The following is a 16019-nucleotide window of genomic DNA, read 5'->3' on the forward strand; positions in this document are numbered from 1 at the left end:
CCCCGCCCCCGTCGGCATGTGACAGCCCCTCTCGCGACATGCGCCCGCCCCCCTGGGCCGATGCGCGGCAATGGCGACCAGACATTGCCGCGGGCGCAGCTTGATGCGCCCCTCCCGATGCCAATGCGTGCTTCGTTCATGTATGCGTGCCGCCATTTCCAAGAACGATGACCAAACAGAAATCAACGCTCCTGATTTTTCATTTTTCATGACCAACCCGGAAAACTACACTTCCCCCAAACAGCATTCCAAAGGAGCGAGACGATGCGTGCCATACGGACCGTTTTCCTGGCCATCACTCTTTCTTCCGCATTCGCGTGCGCGCACGCCACGACAGACTATCCCGCCAAGGCGGTGCGCGTCCTCGTGGGCTCGCCTCCCGGCGCACCCTCGGACCTGGTGGCCCGCATCCTCGCCGATGAATTGGGCCGCCGCCTCAAGCAGGCCTTCGTGGTGGAAAACCGGCCCGGCGCCAATAATGGCCTCGCGGCGCAGCTGGCGGCCAAATCGCCGCCCGACGGATATACCTTGCTCGTGACGCCCGACACGGTGGTGACGGTCAATCCGCTCGTATACACGAAGATGGATTTCGACCCCCGTACCGATCTCGCGCCTGTCGCCTTGGTGGCGAACTTCAACCAGATGATGGTGTGCAACGCCGCGCTCGGGATCACGTCGATGAAGCAACTGATGGACCGCGCACGCTCGTCCTCCATGACGTACGCCTCGGGCGGGCCGGGTTCGCCCGGCCACCTGGCTGCCGAACTCGTGCTCCGCGGCGCCGGCGTCTCGATGACCCACATCCCCTTCAAGGGACCGAGCCCCGCCACGACCGCCGTCATGGGAGGCCAGGTCGACTGCGGATTCCTCGCTACGCCCACCGTCCTGCCTCACATCCAATCCGGCCGGCTGTCAGCCCTGGCCGTCTCTTCCGCGCGCCCTTCTCCCATGGCGCCCTCCATCCCTACCTTGCCGCAGGCCGGACTGCCCGGCATCGACGCGTCCTTCAATCAATACCTGATGGCGCCCAGCGCTACCCCCGCAGCGCTTCTCCAAACCCTTCAACGGACGGTGTCCGAGATATTGAACGAGGAATCCGTGCGCCAAAAATTGACTTCGCTCGATCTCACGCCCGTGGGCTCGACGGGAACGGAAGCCGAAGCAACGCTCCGGCGCGACGCGCAAAAATGGGCTGACGTCGTCAAGCGCATCGACATCAAGCTGGAATAGGCCTGCGGGCGATGCGAGGGCGCCCCACAATTCAAGGCTGAGGGCCCCAGGCCCGGCGCGCAGGCTTTCCTTTGCAATTCGGCGTATGCTAGTGAACCTCGTGACTTTTTGCCTCGTTCAGCAGTATGGCTAGCCTGTCCCGCGATGAACAAATCGCGACACTGCGCCGGGACGGCCTGGTGGTAGTGCGCAATTTCCTCGATGCCTCGCGTTGCGCCGCGTTGCTGCAGATTGCGCGCGCCCAGCTCAATGCGCACATCGAGCCCATCGAATACGAAGCGGACCTGGGCTATCCCGGCGCGCCGCCGTCGCGCGACGCCGAAGGCGGAAAAACCGTGCGGCGGCTCCTCGATGCATGGTCGCGCGACGAAGCCTTCCGGCAGTACGCCACGTCTGCCCCCATCCGCGAATGGATGGCAGCGTACTTCGGCGAACCGGCCAAGCTTTCGCTGGCACACCACAACTGCATCATGACCAAGCATCCGCGGTTCGGCACATTGACCGGATGGCACCGCGATTTCCGCTATTGGGCGTTCGAGCGGGACGACATGGTTTCGGTCTGGCTGGCGCTGGGTGACGAATTCGACCGCAACGGCGCCTTGCACTTCGTGCCCGGCTCGCATCTCGAACGCATCGACGCCTCGCGGTTCGATGAGAAAAAATTCTTCCGCGACGACCTTCCCGTCAACCGGCCGGTGATCGAACGCGCCATCGTGCCGGAATTGCATGCCGGCGACGCAGTGTTTTTCCACTGCAATACCCTGCACGCGGCGGATCGCAACAGCACGGACGAAGTGAAATTCTCGGTCGTCTTCACTTATCACGCCGCGAGCAACCGCCCGCTGCCGGGCACGCGGTCGGCCGCCAAGGGCAGCGTGCACCTGGAAAACGCCTGACGCCCAGGCCTACGCGCGAAACGCCTCCGCATCCTTCGTCGCGAGCCCGGCAGCCAGCGCCTTGGCCTGCACGAGGAAGGGCGACCGATCGTCTTTGCGGCAACTGACAATGACCGGGGAGGTAAAACCTGCCGTCGCCAGGGGCAGATAGACGATATCGTCGCGCTGCAACCGCTGCACGGAAGCGGGCACGACCGTCACGCCCAATCCTGCCGCCACGAGGCCTATCGCCGTCTGCAGCTCATTGGCCTCCTGGATGACTTGCAACGCCCAGCCTGCGGCCCTGAACAAGCCCAGCACGTGATCAGCATAGCTCGGGCGCGGCCGGGCGGGATACAGGATGAACGGCTGGCCCGCCAGCTCCGCCGCGCCCACGGCCCCGTGCGCCGGGCGCGCCGCCAATGCATGGGATTTCCCCACCACTGCGACCAACGGTTCGGCCATCAGCACTTCGCGTTCGACATCCGGGTCATCGAACAGGATGCGGCCGAAACCGATGTCGATGCGCCCGGACTTGAGCGCTTCCATCTGCTGCAGCGTCGTCATCTCCGACAACCCGACGTCCACGTGCGGATCGGCGCTGCGCAGGCGTCGTATCAGCTCGGGCACGAAGCCGTATAGCGTGGAAGGCACGAAGCCGATGCCAAACCAGCGTCGCCCCTGCTGGCCGATGCGGCGCGTCGCATCGACGACCTCCTGCAGCCGCGTGGTCAACTGGAGCGAATGCTCGAGCAGGAAGCGCCCGGCCTCGGTCAGGCGCAGGGAGCGGCCGGTGCGCTCGAACAAAAGCACGCCGAGCTCTTCTTCCAAGGCCCGGATCTGGCGGCTGAGCGGCGGCTGCGCCATGTGCAGCTTTTCGGCGGCGCGGGTGACGTTCATTTCCTGCGCCACGGCCTGGAAATAACGAAGTTGCCTGAGATCCATCGATACCTTTTAGGTATGGAAAACGACAAATATAGTCTTGGACGGGTGAAAAATCGAGATTCATACTGAATTCCAGCACTTTCTATGACTGGAATAGTATGGTTTTGCCGTATATCGAGTCGATCGAAGCCATTTTGGTCGACCTTCCCACGATCCGCGCCCATCAACTGGCGATGACAGTCATGAACGTCCAGACCCTCGTGATCGTGCGGCTACGCTGCTCGGACGGCATCGAAGGATTGGGCGAAGCCACGACCATAGGTGGCCTGAGCTACGGCGAGGAAAGCCCCGAAGGCATCAAGGTGGCCATCGACACGTATTTGGCCCCGGCCCTCCTGGGCCAAAACGCCGCCAACGTGCTGGCTGCCGTACAGCGCATGGAGAAGGCCGCGCGGGGCAACACCTTTGCCAAGTCGGCGCTGGAAACCGCATTGCTCGACGCCCAGGGCAAGCGCCTGGGCGTCCCCGTCTCCACCTTGCTGGGCGGCGCCGTGCGCGACACCGTGCCCGTGCTGTGGACACTGGCCAGCGGCGACACGCGCCGCGACATCGAAGAGGCCGAAGCGCTGCTCGACGCGCGCCGCCACGATACGTTCAAGCTGAAGATAGGCCGCCGCTCCGTGGCCGAAGACGTAGCCCACGTCTGCGCCATCAAGCGCGCGCTCGGCAAGCGCGCTCGCGTCACGGTAGACGTCAACCAGGCGTGGAGCGAGTCCCAGGCAGCGGTAGGCATCGCGCAGCTGGAAGAGGCCGGGGTAGACCTCGTCGAACAGCCGGTACCGCGCGCGCACCGCACCGGCATGGCGCGGCTGGCGGCTCGCTTCGTCATCCCCATCATGGCCGACGAGGCGGTGCAGGGCCCCGAGGATGCGATGGCCATTGCGCGCGAAGGCGCCGCGGACGTGCTGGCGATCAAGATCGCCAAGTCAGGCGGCCTCTATGGTGCGCTGCGCACCGCGGCGGTCGGCGACGCCGCCGGCATCGCGCTATACGGCGGCACCATGCTCGAGGGCAGCATCGGCAGCGTTGCCGCCGCCCATGCCTTTGCCACGCTACCGCGCCTGGAATGGGGCACGGAATTGTTCGGGCCCCTGCTGCTGGTGGACGACGTGGTCCGCGAGCGCCCCGCCTACGCAGATTTTTCGATGCGGCTGCCCACCGGCCCCGGGCTCGGACTGGCGCTCGACGAAGACAAGCTCAACCGCTATCGCCGCGACCGCTGAGCCGGACGACGCAAGGACGGGCCGGGTATCCCGGCCCTTGGGGGGACGCCGCCGGCTAGGCGCCGGCCGTCCCGGGCAAGAATCGTGACAAGGAGACTTTCATGCTGTTTCTCGTGCGCATGGACGTACGCATCCCGCATTCGGTTCCACCTGAACAAGCCGATGCGCTCAAGGCCGCGGAAAAGGCCTATTCCCAGGACCTGCAGCGGCAGGGCAAATGGCAGCAGATCTATCGCGTGGTGGGCGAATACGCCAACTACAGCATCTTTGACGTGACGGACAACGACGAGCTGCACGCGCTGCTGTCCGCATTACCCCTGTACCCGTACATGGACATCCACGTGACGCCGTTGGCGCGGCATCCCTCCGCGATCCGCTGAGCGCCCCCTCCGGGTCGGGCAGCGCAAGCCGCCACGGCGACGGCTGGTCCGACCCGCCCCATACTGCATACTGGAGACACAAGATGAAAAACCGCTTTTCCCTGACCGCCCTGGCCGTCGCCGCGGGCCTGCTCGCTGCACCGCTCACTGCTGCTGCGCAAAACGGCTATCCCAGCCGCCCGATCCGCTGGATCGTCCCCTTCCCGCCCGGGGGCGCGATGGACAACATCGCCCGTACGCTGGGTGAAACCATGGGCCAGATGCTCGGCCAACCCTTCGTGATCGAGAACCGCCCCGGCGCCGGGGGCAACATCGGCGCAACCGCCGTGGCCCGCGCCAAGCCGGACGGCTATACGATCATGATCGTCGCCAACGGCATGGCTGTGAACCCCGCGCTCTATCCCGACATGGCGTACGATCCCGTCAAGGACTTCGCGCCGATTTCGCTGCTCGCCGTCGTTCCCAACGTGCTCGTCGCCAATCCGCAGCGCATCCCGGCCAAGACGGTGGCCGAGGTAATCGCACTCGCCAAGGCCAATCCCGGCAAGTACACCTTTGCCTCGGCCGGCGTCGGCACGTCCATCCACTTGGCCGGCGAACTGTTCGTCAAGATGGCGAACGTGCAGATGCTGCACGTGCCGTACAAGGGCAGCGGTCCGGCCATCGCCGACCTGCTGGGCGGACAAGTCGACTACATGTTCGACAGCGTGACCTCCGCCAAGCCGCACATCGAAGCGGGCAAGCTGACCGCCATCGCCGTCACGACCAAGAAGCGCTCTGCTGCACTGCCCAATCTACCCACGGTGGCCGAAGCCGGGCTGCCCGGCTATGAGCTAACTCCGTGGTTTGCCGCCTTTGCGCCCGCCGGCACGCCGCAAGCGGTCATCGACAAGCTGAACCAAGCCATGCGCCAGGCGCTGCAGGCGCCCAAGGTGCAGGCCACGCTGGCTTCCATCGGCGCGGAACCGATAGGCGGCTCGCCGGCGGAACTGCGCGACTACCTGGCTTCCGAGATCAAGGCGGGGCGTGAACTGATTGAATCGCGGGGCATCAAAATGGACTGAGTGAGGTCTATCCAGGACGAAACCAAGCAGGGGCTACCCGTATAGCCAATCGTCGTATCATCCATTAGTGTTTCGCCCCGTACCGGCTCCGCCCCGCCAAGCTGGTCCCCCGGCGCAGCGCCGTGCCCGGATACTCCATGCATCCAGGTGCGGCGCTGCGCCGAAGGGAGACGCTCACACTAATACGATTGGTTCAGGCGTATCCCATGCCGGGCGCCTGGCCGAATCTTTCAGCATTCCATTTCATCAACGAACTGCCATGCATAAGATTCGCGTCCTGATCTTGTCGCTGTTGCTCGCATTTCCGACCCTCGTGGCGGCCGACCAGTCGGGCATCTACCTGGTCACCGACTACCCTTCCCTGACGTTGCAGGCCGGCGCCACGACCACGCTGCCGCTGAGCCTGCGCAACCAAAAAGAGCCGCCGGAGCGCGTTGCACTACGGGTGGAAGACGTGCCGCAAGGCTGGAAAGTCTCGCTGCTCGGCGGCGGCAAGCCGGTGGCCGCTGCAATGCCGGACACCGACGCCAGCGTGCCGCTGCAATTGCGGTTCGAACTGCCGCCCACGGCCGAGGCGCGCCGGTATCGCATACGCGTCGTGGCCGATGCGCCGAACCGGCGCATCGAACTTCCCATTGACGTGACGCTGGCCGACGAATTGCCGGCCCAGCTCGGCATCGAAACCAAGCTGCCCGCGCTGCGCGGCGGCCCGCGCACGACCTTCGATTACCAGTTCACGGTGCGCAACGACAGCGGACGCGATCTGGTGGTGAGCCTGACTGCCGAAACGCCGCAGTACTTCGAACCCACCTTCACCGAAAACTACGGGTCGCAACAGCTGACCTCCGTACCCATCAAGGCGGGCGAATCGAAAGACCTCAAGCTCAGCGTCAAGCCGCCCTCGTCCGTCAAGGCCGGCAGCTATCCCATCGTCGTGCATGCCAGCGCCGAAAACGCATCAGCCAGCGCCAAGCTCACCATGGACGTCGTGGGCCAACCCGAACTGCGCATCACTGGCCGCGACGGCATCATGAGTGCGACCGCCCGCGCCGGCAAGACCGAAACCATGCCCATCATCGTGCGCAACGATGGCTCCGCGCCGGCGCAAGGCATCGAGCTGTCGGCCAGCGCGCCGTCGGGCTGGAAGGTCGAATTCGAACCCAAGACCCTTCCTGAAATCGAAGCGGGCAAGGAGGTCGAGGCCCAGGCCCACATCACGCCGTCCGATCGATCGCTCGTCGGCGACTACATGACCACCATCCGCGCGTCGGGCGGCGGGGAAAGCGCGTCGGGCGAGTTCCGCATCACGGTGCAGACCTCGGGCCTGTGGGGTATCGTCGGAGTCATCATCATCGCCATCGCCGTGCTGGTGCTGGTGGGTGCTGTCGCGAGGTTCGGGCGGCGATGAGCACGCAAGTCATCCAGGCGCAAGGCCTGACCAAACGCTATAAAGGCCGTACCGCGGTCGACGGCGTTTCGTTCACGGTAGGACAGGGCGAGGTCTTCGGCCTGCTCGGTCCCAACGGCGCCGGCAAGACGACCACCATTCTCATGCTGCTGGGCTTGACCGAAGCGAGCTCCGGCACGGTGTCGGTCCTGGGCCGCGATCCGCGCCGCTCGCCGCTCGCGGTCAAGCGCGAGGTCGGCTACATGCCCGACGCCGTCGGGTTCTACGACTACCTCTCGGCACGGGAAAACCTCGCCTACACGGCCAAGCTCATGGAAATCGACGCCGGCGAACGCAACGCCCGCATCGATGCGGCGCTCGCGCGCGTCGGGCTTTCCAGCGAGGCAGACCGGCGCGTGGCCGGCTTCTCGCGCGGCATGCGGCAACGCCTGGGGCTGGCGGAGATCGTGCTCAAGGGTGCCCGCATCGCCATCCTGGACGAGCCGACCTCCGGCCTCGACCCGCAGGCCGCCGAAGACTTCCTGGGGCTCATCGACAGCCTGCGGCGGGACGGCGTCACGGTGCTGCTGTCGTCCCACATGCTGGACCACATGCAGCGCATCTGCGACCGCGTGGCGCTTTTCCACCAGGGCCGCATCGCCCTCATGGGCACCGTGCCGGAGCTGGCGCGCCAGGTGCTGGGCGGCCAGAGCGCCGTAGTGGTCGAGGCGCGGGGCAAGGACATCGCCGCAGTGCTGCGCGGCATTCCGGGCATCGCCTCGGTCGAACCCCAGGGCGAACAACGCTGGCGGCTGCGGGCCGAACGGGACGTGCGGCCGGATATCGCCCGCGCGCTCGTCAACGCGAACGCCGAGCTGCTCCGGCTGGACGACGAGCCAATCAGCCTCGACATGATCTACAACCGCTTCTTCCAGTCCATGACTCAAGGGGGACGACGTCATGCAGCGTGAAGGATCACCCGTACAGGGCATGGGCGTGGTCCTGCTGAAAGAGCTGGCCGACCATCTGCGCAGCGGCCGCATGCGCGTGCTGGAATGGCTGATCATCCTGACGGCCGCCGCTGCGCTCTACGGCGTGTTCCAGCAGATCCGCAACACTACCGCCAGCGATCCCTTCGTGTTCCTGCGCCTGTTCACGGCCGCGCGCGAACCCATGCCGTCGTTCTCGGCGCTGCTGGGGTTCCTGGTGCCGCTGGTGGCGATCGGGCTGGGATTCGATGCGATCAACGGCGAATACTCGCGGCGCACGATGAGCCGGCTGCTGTCGCAGCCCATCTACCGCGATGCCTTGCTGATGGGCAAATTCCTGGCAGGCCTGACAACCCTGGCCGTTTCGCTGCTGGCCTTGTGGCTATTGGTGGTCGGCGCCGGGTTGTTCCTGCTTGGCGTGCCGCCCAGCGGCGAAGAAATCGCCCGCTCGCTGCTGTTCCTGCTGCTCACGCTCGCCTATGCAGGCGTATGGCTGTCCGTGGCGATGCTGTGCTCCATCCTGTTCCAGTCGGCGGCAACGTCTGCCCTGGTCAGCCTCGGGCTATGGCTGTTCTTCTCGCTGCTGTGGCCCATGCTGGCCGGCGCGATCGCGCAGGTCATCGCACCGCCCGATCCATTGGCGCTGATGCTGGGGCAACCCGGGATCGAAACGCTCCAGTGGCAACAGGCGCTCGAGCGGATCTCGCCGTCCCAGTTGTTCGGAGAAGGCGTGCTGGCCCTGCTGGTGCCGTCGACCCGCACGCTGGGGCCGGTCTTCCTGAGCCAATTGCAGGGCGCGGTGATCGGTTCGCCCTTGCCGCTCTCGCAAAGCCTGGCCATCATCTGGCCCCAGATGATAGGGCTGATCGCCGCCGTGATCCTGTTGTTCACGCTGGCCTACATGCTCTTCCAGCGGCGGGAGGTGCGGGCCTAAGCGGCACCAAGCGCGCCGAAGCGGCAAACCAGCACCGATCGCCGCTCCGGCAGCGCCGGCATGAACCAAAAAAAGGCTTGCCCCACGCCCCGGCCCGGATACAACGTCCGGGCTGCGCGCGTTGGGCAAGCCTCTTTTCTTGCGGAACCGAAAAGACGACGGCGCGTCGCGCTTTACGCCACGCCGGCCGCGTGCGCCTGCTGGTCTGCGTGATACGACGAACGCACCATTGCGCCGACCGCGGCATGGGTAAAGCCCATCGCATAGGCTTCGCGCTCGAACATCGCGAAAGTGTCGGGATGCACGTAGCGCAGCACGGGGAGATGGTGCTCGGACGGTTGCAGGTATTGGCCGATCGTGATCATGTCTACGTTGTGCGCGCGCATGTCGCGCATCACCTGCAGGATTTCCTCGTCAGTCTCGCCCAAGCCCAGCATCAGGCCGGACTTGGTCGGCACCTCGGGATGGCGGGCCTTGAACTCGGCCAGCAGCTTGAGCGAGTGCTCGTAGTTGGAACCCGGGCGGGCCTGCTTGTACAAGCGCGGCACCGTCTCCAGGTTGTGGTTCATCACATCCGGCGGACACGCATCGAGGATCTCGAGCGCCCGGTCCAGGCGTCCGCGGAAATCGGGCACCAAGATCTCGATGCGGGTGGCGGGCGAGAGTTCGCGCGTCTTGGCGATGCACTCCACGAAATGGGCCGCGCCGCCGTCGCGTAGGTCGTCGCGGTCCACCGACGTGATGACCACGTAGTTCAGCTTCAGCGCGGCAATGGTGCGCGCCAAGTTGAGCGGCTCGTCTGGGTCCAGCGGGTCGGGCCGGCCATGGCCTACGTCACAGAAGGGGCAGCGGCGCGTGCACTTGTCGCCCATGATCATGAACGTAGCCGTTCCCTTGCCGAAGCACTCCCCGATATTCGGGCACGAGGCTTCCTCGCACACCGTATGGAGGTTGTGCTCGCGCAGGATGCGCTTGATGTCGTAGAAGCGGGAACCGGGAGACGCCGCCTTCACGCGTATCCACTCAGGTTTCTTCAGCCTTTCCGCTTGCACGACCTTGATCGGGATGCGGGAAACCTTGGAGGCGGATTTCTGCTTCTGCAGCGGATCGTAGGCCGGCGCCGCCCCGTTGGTTTCGGATTGGCTGCTCAAGGCGGACGTATCGGGCACGGAGCTCATCGACAAGATTCCTGTTCGGCGTGGCCGGGGTAGAACCGGGGGCCGGATTAGTAAAGACCCTTATTCTACCGCCGCCGGCGCCGGGCTCGGCAAAACCCCTGACTGCGGCAGGGCCACCAGCGCGCGTTCCAGGCGCCGCGCCAGCCGCTCGCCGGCTTCTTCCAGAGAAATCGCGCACCCGCAGGAGGCTAGGTCCACGGTGCGCAGCCCGGCATAACCGCAAGGGTTGATCCACGAGAACGGGGCCAAGTCCATGGCCACGTTCAACGCGACGCCATGGTAGGTACATCCGCGATGGACCTTGATGCCCAACGCCGAGATCTTGGCCAGTTCGGATGCCCCCGCCGCGGGGGCCGACGCGCGCGGCCAATTCACGTAGACGCCCGGTGCGCCCGGCTTGCGCTGCGCATCGGGCAGCCCCAATTCGGCCAGCAGATCGATCACGGCCTGCTCCACCCGGTTCACGTATTCCTTGACGAAATACCCGGCGCGCTTCAGGTCGAGCAGCACATAGGCCACCACCTGCCCGGGCCCGTGATAGGTGACCTGCCCGCCGCGGTCGCTCTTGACGACCGGCACGTCATGAGGCGCCAACACATGCTCGGGCTTACCCGCCTGCCCTAGCGTAAACACGGGAGGATGCTCGACCAGCCAGATCTCGTCCGCCGTATCGGCATCGCGCGCGGCGGTGAAAGATTTCATCGCCTCCCATGTCTCGTGATAGTCGGCAGGACGCTGCAGCCAACGGATGTGCATGGACAGCTCTCTCGGGCGGGTCGGCTACAGGACGAATTTCACCATGGGGTGCGAGGTGAGCTCGCGATACAGCGCGTCGAGCTGCTCGCGGGAAGTCGCCCGCACGATGAAAGTCAGCCCCAGGTAATTGCCACCAGAGCTGGCCCGCATTTCCACCGTGGCCGGATCGAAATCCGGATCATGGCGCATCACGACTTCGGTGAGCACCTGGGCGAAATCAGGGCGATGCGCCCCCATCACCTTGATCGGGAAGTCTGACGGATACTCGATCAGCGAAGCCCGGGCCTCGGGCGCTTGGGGAAGGTCTGCCATGTGAATGTCAAAGCGCTGCGATCGCCTCATCGTATCCCTGGCGCAACCGGGCATAGACGGGGCCGGGACGGCCCGCGCCCACGGGCTGGCCGTCGAGCGACACGATGGGCAGGATTTCCTTGGTCGCCGACGAAAGCATCAATTCGTCGGCCGCTTGGACCTCCGCCTTCGAGACCGGCCGCATCTCGAGCGGGATCCCCTTGGCCGAGGCCATTTCCTCGATGAATCCGTAGCGGATGCCTTCGAGGATGAGATGGTTCTTCTGTGGCGCCAGCAGGCGCCCGTCCTTGACCACCCAGATGTTGCTGGACGAGCCTTCGGACAGGAAACCGTCGCGGAACATCACGACCTCCGTCGCGTCGCGATCGACGGCATACTGCCGAGCCAATACGTTGCCCAACAGCGAGGTGGACTTGATGTGGCAATGCAGCCAGCGCTCGTCGGGCATGGTCACGGCTTTCACGCCGCTCTCGCGCAGCTCGGCCGACGGCCTTGCGAACGGGCTCGTCATGCCGAACACCGTGGGCGAGATGTTGCGGGGAAATGCGTGATCGCGCTTGGCGACACCGCGCGTCACTTGCAGGTAGACGAACTGATCCTGGGCGTCCAAGGTCTCGACCAGCCTCGCGACCAGCGCCTGCCATTGCTCAGCCGTGTGCGGATTCGGGATGCGGATCGCATCCAGGCTGCGGGCGAGCCGCGCCAAATGCTGCGCCATCCGGAACGGCTTGCGGCCGTAGACCGGCACGACCTCGTAGATGCCGTCGCCGAAGATGAAGCCCCGGTCCAGCACCGATATCTTGGCTTGCGACAGCGGCGTGAACTCACCGTTGAGATAGACCAGCGGGTCGCCCTCTATGCCTGGAATCATGTCTATTCCCTAAAGAAGGAGAGAAATACGCCCTTTCCCTGCGCCGCATGTTTCGCACGCTCCGCAAAAAAAGGGCGCGGACCGGGGGCCGACCGCGCCTGGGGCGCCCCCGATGGCGGCGCAGCGAACATGCCGCGCCGCGGTTTCCACCCTTCGGGGCGCACCCCCAGCGCATGCGCGAGCCTTAGTTGAACCAAAGCCTCACGGCGTCGAATGCGCGGCCGAAGATGCCAGCCACGTCCACCGGTTCGAGCACGGTCAACGGCACCTCGCGCACGGGTTTGTCGTTCAGGGTAAGTTTAAGCGTACCCACTTGCTGTCCCGCCTGCAACGGCGCCACCAGCGGATCGGTACGCTCGACGGTGGACTTGACGTTCCCGGCCTGGCCGCGCGGCACCGTGACCCAGATGGCCGAGCGCGACCCCAGCTTGGCCTTGCTCGCATTGCCCTTCCAGACCTTGGGCTCCACCACGGCCTGGTTGGCCTCGTAGACGCGCACCGTGTCGAAGTTCTGGAACCCCCAGTTCAACAGTTTCAGGCTCTCCTGGGTACGCGCGTTCTCGCTCGCCGCCCCCACCAGGACCGTGAGCACGCGGCGGTCGCCCCGCATGGCAGACGCGATCAGGCAGTAGCCGGCCGCCTCGGTGTGGCCCGTCTTCATGCCATCCACGGACGGATCGACCCACAACAGCCGGTTGCGATTGGGCTGGGTGATCTTGTTGTAGGTGAACTCGCGTTCCTTGTAATACCCGTAGAAGTCGGGATGATCTTGGATCAGGCGCTTGGCCAGCAGGGCGAGGTCGCGCACCGTGGTCACGTGCTGCGGATCGGGCAGGCCGGTGGAGTTCGTAAAGTGCGTATTCTTCAGCCCAAGCCGCGCCGCTTCCTGGTTCATCAACGCGACGAAGGCGTCCTCGCTCCCCGCGACGGCCTCGGCCAACGCCACCGTGGCGTCATTGCCCGACTGCGTGATCATGCCGCGGATCAGCTCCTCGACGGTGACGGGCTTGCGCGGCTCGATGAACATGCGCGAACCGCCCGTGCGCCAGGCCTTGTGCGACACCGCGACGCTTTGGCCGAGCGACAGGCGTTTTTCCTTGAGTGCGTTGAACACCAGATACGCCGTCATGACCTTGGTCAGCGAAGCCGGTTCGACGCGATCGTCCGCGCGATCCTCGGCCAAGACCTGGTCGCTGGTCAAGTCGATCGCGACCCAGGCGCGGGCCGCTATGGCGGGCGCCGGCACGGAAGACAACAGGCCGACGGTCGACACCGAAGACGCGGCGGAAGAGGTAGTCACCGGCGGCGCGGCTGCGGCCAAGGCCGTGGCGGGCATGGTTGCCTGGAATGCGACGAGGCAAGCCGACGCCACTGCGGCCAAAGCAAACCGACGTCCCGGAGCGAACGAGAAAAAGCGCAGTTTCATGTGGGAGACGATCGTGCAAGAGGGGCGCCGCCCGGGCCGGCCAACGCTGCCCGACGCGCGCCCCGCGGTGCGGGGTGGAAACTGCAATTATAGGCACCCCGAGCGGCTGGCTACCCCCGGGACATGGCGGAGCTGATGCAACGGAATGCTACAGCCCGCCGGCGGCCCCGTCATGCCAGCACGCGGCCCAGGTAGTTCAGCACCAGGCGCTTGACCACCACGAGGTTGCCGTGGAAGAAATGGCCAGCCCCGGGAATGACGGTGACCGGCAGGCTTTGCGGGCGCGCCCAGTCCATGACGGACGATAGCGGCACCGTGTCGTCCTGCTCGCCATGGATGACCAGCGAATCTTCGGGAACCTCGGCCACGGAAAAACGACTGGCCGCGGTGCCGAGCAATACCACGCCTGCCACCGGCAGCCCCCGGGGGCTCGCCGGCCCGCAACCAGCATACACCTGGCTGGCGACCGCGCTGCCGAACGAGAACCCGCCCAACACGAAATGGCCGCGGGCCAGCGACGGATGCCGCGCGCGAAACTGATCCACCACGGCCAACATGTCCGACGCTTCACCGGTGCCGTGGTCGAACTCGCCTGCGGATCCGCCCACGCCGCGGAAATTCGGCCGCAGCGCAGCCAGCCCCTGCTGCACGCAGGCCCGCGCCACCGTCGTGACCACCTTGTTGTCGCGGGTGCCGCCGAACAGCGGATGCGGATGCAGGATCAGGGCCCATCCCCGTGCTGCGTCGAGGCCCCCCTCGGGAATGTCCAGCGCGCAATCGACGGGCCCCGCGCCACCCTCTAGCACGAGATGTTCGGTTGCAATCGCCATGGCGCTCAGATCCTCAGTCGTTCGACGGGCTCACCGCGCACCAGGTGCGAATCGATGATTTCATCGATATCTTCTTGGTCCACGTAGGTGTACCAGACACCCTCCGGATAAACCACCAATACCGGCCCCTCTTCGCATCGGTCCAGGCAGCCTGCCTTGTTGATGCGGATCTCGCCCTTGCCGGCCAATCCAAGCGCCTTGATGCGCTTCTTGGCATAGTCCTGCATGGCCTGGGCGCCTTGCCGAGCGCAACAGGGACGAGGCGCATCGGGTCCGCGCTCGTTCAGGCAAAAAAAGACGTGGTGCTTGTAATAGGACTCCATACCAACTCGCAAGGACGAAAAAAGCGTTACCGGGACGCCGAACCAACGCGTCGCCGGGCCAGGAAGAACAAGGCGGCCACCACCCAGATCACGGACAGGCTCTGCGTGAGCGACTCCAGATGCAGCCAACTCGTGCGCGCCACCGCGGCCGTCATTTCGAAATAGAGGTCGGACGGGAGCAAGTTGACGATGGCCAGCTGCACGCACAAGGCCGTCATGCCGAGCACGCGCTGCCAGGAAGGTTGCAAATAAGCGCCGCCGGTGGCCAGGGCCAGGCCCCCGACCACGCCGACGACGGCGCCGATCGTGATCCAAGCCCCGCCCGCCTGCGCGGGCACGGCCAGGGGCTGCAGGACGGCCTTGACCAGCAGCGCGCAACACACCAGCGCAGCCGGAAGCATACCGCGCCCCGGCACTGGCCGAGCCACGTGCAGCAACAACATGGAAACGGCCACCACGGCGGCCCCGGTGCACAGCTGTTCGGCCATGATGCGCTGCCCAGGCGAGGGCGTCCACACCTCGCCGAGCAGCTGCGACGGCAGCGCGGCCCAATCGCCGACCAACCGCCATAACTCGCCGGTACCGAACAGCATGGGCTGGCGCGGAATCTGCATGAATACCCAGAGCGCGGCCAGGATCAGGGCCGAACCGGCCTCGGGTGCAAACCATCGATGGCGCCAGCGCACGAGTGCCCCGTCGCCGATCAGGCTCGGCGCCGTCGCGGCACCGGCCAAGGCACCCAGCAGCCCACCACCGGCGTTGGCAGCCAGGTCGACGTTGGACGCGATGCGGTTGGGCAGGTAGGTCTGCAGCGCCTCCAGGGAGCCCGACAGCAGCGTGCAGAACACGACCGCCGCCAGCACGGCGGCCACCCTGCGGCAAGCGGGATAGAGCGCCCAGACGAACAGCGCGCCCACGGGCAAATAGGCCGCGACGTTGGCGACGATTTCGGATCCAACCCAATATTCGGGCCACGGCGCCCGCAGGTACGCGAAAGCCGGCAAGCCGACATCGACCCAGCCCGTGAACGGATAGAGGCTGGCGTACACCACCAGCAGCACGACGATGATCAAGGCCAGCCGCGCCATCGGGGCACGGTGCCGGACGACCTGCCCGGGCGTAGCGGACGAGTCGTCGGCACTCATGGGCGGCGGAAGAAAAACGTGAGCGACATGCGTTAAGTTTATGCGGTTTGGGAAACCTCGCTGCGATCCCCCGGGCTCTGTGCCTACAATTGCCGATTTGCACGCCGCTCGCTCGGCCGCCCTGGACGGATTTCCATGCCCACACACCACC

Annotated in this window: 17 protein-coding genes; 8 read left to right on the top strand and 9 right to left on the bottom strand. The window is 65.6% G+C overall.

Annotated elements, in window-relative coordinates:
* Nucleotides 1-264 precede the first annotated feature (264 nt).
* Together IRZ12_RS08430 and IRZ12_RS08435 are read left to right on the top strand one after the other, a co-directional pair.
* Nucleotides 265-1230 carry a tripartite tricarboxylate transporter substrate binding protein gene (locus IRZ12_RS08430; protein WP_296467146.1) on the top strand — a complete coding sequence of 322 codons (966 nt, stop codon included), beginning with the start codon at nucleotides 265-267 and terminating at the stop codon, nucleotides 1228-1230.
* Nucleotides 1231-1355: 125 nt separating this feature from the next.
* Nucleotides 1356-2126, top strand: a complete 771-nt coding sequence (locus tag IRZ12_RS08435; protein ID WP_296467149.1) for a phytanoyl-CoA dioxygenase family protein — start codon at nucleotides 1356-1358, stop codon at nucleotides 2124-2126.
* Nucleotides 2127-2135: 9 nt separating this feature from the next.
* Here the strand turns inward: IRZ12_RS08435 and IRZ12_RS08440 are convergent, their stop codons facing one another.
* Nucleotides 2136-3050, bottom strand: a complete 915-nt coding sequence (locus tag IRZ12_RS08440; RefSeq protein ID WP_296467151.1) for a LysR family transcriptional regulator — start codon at nucleotides 3048-3050, stop codon at nucleotides 2136-2138.
* A gap of 98 nt (nucleotides 3051-3148) precedes the next feature.
* Between IRZ12_RS08440 and IRZ12_RS08445 the strand changes: the two genes are divergently transcribed.
* The 6 genes from IRZ12_RS08445 to IRZ12_RS08470 all read left to right on the top strand — a co-directional run bounded on the left by IRZ12_RS08445 (nucleotide 3149) and on the right by IRZ12_RS08470 (nucleotide 9027).
* Entirely contained in the window at nucleotides 3149-4273 is a 1125-nt protein-coding gene (locus IRZ12_RS08445) for a muconate/chloromuconate family cycloisomerase (protein ID WP_296467153.1), read from the top strand.
* A 101-nt stretch (nucleotides 4274-4374) separates the two neighbouring features.
* A complete protein-coding gene (catC, locus tag IRZ12_RS08450; RefSeq protein WP_296467156.1) occupies nucleotides 4375-4653 on the top strand; it encodes a muconolactone Delta-isomerase in 279 nt (92 codons plus the stop codon).
* An 83-nt stretch (nucleotides 4654-4736) separates the two neighbouring features.
* The gene (locus IRZ12_RS08455) at nucleotides 4737-5717 is read left to right on the top strand and encodes a tripartite tricarboxylate transporter substrate binding protein (RefSeq protein WP_296467158.1); all 981 of its coding nucleotides are present in this window, start codon (nucleotides 4737-4739) and stop codon (nucleotides 5715-5717) included.
* Between the two features lie 259 nt (nucleotides 5718-5976).
* A complete protein-coding gene (locus IRZ12_RS08460) occupies nucleotides 5977-7125 on the top strand; it encodes an NEW3 domain-containing protein (protein ID WP_296467161.1) in 1149 nt (382 codons plus the stop codon).
* Entirely contained in the window at nucleotides 7122-8075 is a 954-nt protein-coding gene (locus tag IRZ12_RS08465) for an ABC transporter ATP-binding protein (protein WP_296467165.1), read from the top strand. The genes IRZ12_RS08460 and IRZ12_RS08465 overlap by 4 nt, the downstream gene beginning before the upstream one ends.
* On the top strand, nucleotides 8065-9027 hold the full coding sequence (locus tag IRZ12_RS08470) for an ABC transporter permease (RefSeq protein WP_296467168.1): 963 nt from the start codon (nucleotides 8065-8067) through the stop codon (nucleotides 9025-9027). Before IRZ12_RS08465 ends, IRZ12_RS08470 begins: the two co-directional genes overlap by 11 nt.
* A 173-nt stretch (nucleotides 9028-9200) precedes the next feature.
* Here IRZ12_RS08470 and lipA read toward each other — a convergent pair whose 3' ends face one another.
* The 8 genes from lipA to IRZ12_RS08510 all read right to left on the bottom strand — a co-directional run bounded on the left by lipA (nucleotide 9201) and on the right by IRZ12_RS08510 (nucleotide 16018).
* A complete protein-coding gene (gene lipA, locus IRZ12_RS08475) occupies nucleotides 9201-10205 on the bottom strand; it encodes a lipoyl synthase (RefSeq protein ID WP_296467171.1) in 1005 nt (334 codons plus the stop codon).
* 60 nt (nucleotides 10206-10265) lie between these two features.
* Nucleotides 10266-10961: a lipoyl(octanoyl) transferase LipB gene (gene lipB / locus IRZ12_RS08480; protein ID WP_296467173.1), complete on the bottom strand. Its 696-nt coding sequence runs from the start codon at nucleotides 10959-10961 to the stop codon at nucleotides 10266-10268.
* A 24-nt stretch (nucleotides 10962-10985) separates the two neighbouring features.
* Nucleotides 10986-11273, bottom strand: coding sequence for a DUF493 family protein (locus IRZ12_RS08485; protein WP_296467176.1), 288 nt, complete (start codon nucleotides 11271-11273; stop codon nucleotides 10986-10988).
* A gap of 7 nt (nucleotides 11274-11280) precedes the next feature.
* The gene (locus IRZ12_RS08490) at nucleotides 11281-12144 is read right to left on the bottom strand and encodes a D-amino acid aminotransferase (protein ID WP_296467179.1); all 864 of its coding nucleotides are present in this window, start codon (nucleotides 12142-12144) and stop codon (nucleotides 11281-11283) included.
* Nucleotides 12145-12328: 184 nt separating this feature from the next.
* A complete protein-coding gene (locus IRZ12_RS08495) occupies nucleotides 12329-13480 on the bottom strand; it encodes a D-alanyl-D-alanine carboxypeptidase family protein (RefSeq protein WP_296467187.1) in 1152 nt (383 codons plus the stop codon).
* A gap of 260 nt (nucleotides 13481-13740) precedes the next feature.
* On the bottom strand, nucleotides 13741-14400 hold the full coding sequence (locus IRZ12_RS08500; RefSeq protein ID WP_296467182.1) for a CocE/NonD family hydrolase: 660 nt from the start codon (nucleotides 14398-14400) through the stop codon (nucleotides 13741-13743).
* A 5-nt stretch (nucleotides 14401-14405) separates the two neighbouring features.
* Nucleotides 14406-14723 carry a ferredoxin gene (locus tag IRZ12_RS08505; RefSeq protein ID WP_296467185.1) on the bottom strand — a complete coding sequence of 106 codons (318 nt, stop codon included), beginning with the start codon at nucleotides 14721-14723 and terminating at the stop codon, nucleotides 14406-14408.
* 26 nt (nucleotides 14724-14749) lie between these two features.
* On the bottom strand, nucleotides 14750-16018 hold the full coding sequence (locus tag IRZ12_RS08510; protein WP_367181582.1) for a VanZ family protein: 1269 nt from the start codon (nucleotides 16016-16018) through the stop codon (nucleotides 14750-14752).
* Nucleotide 16019: the final 1 nt, after the last annotated feature.

Source organism: Pigmentiphaga sp. (assembly GCF_019689535.1).
Classification (GTDB): Bacteria; Pseudomonadota; Gammaproteobacteria; order Burkholderiales; family Burkholderiaceae_B; genus Pigmentiphaga.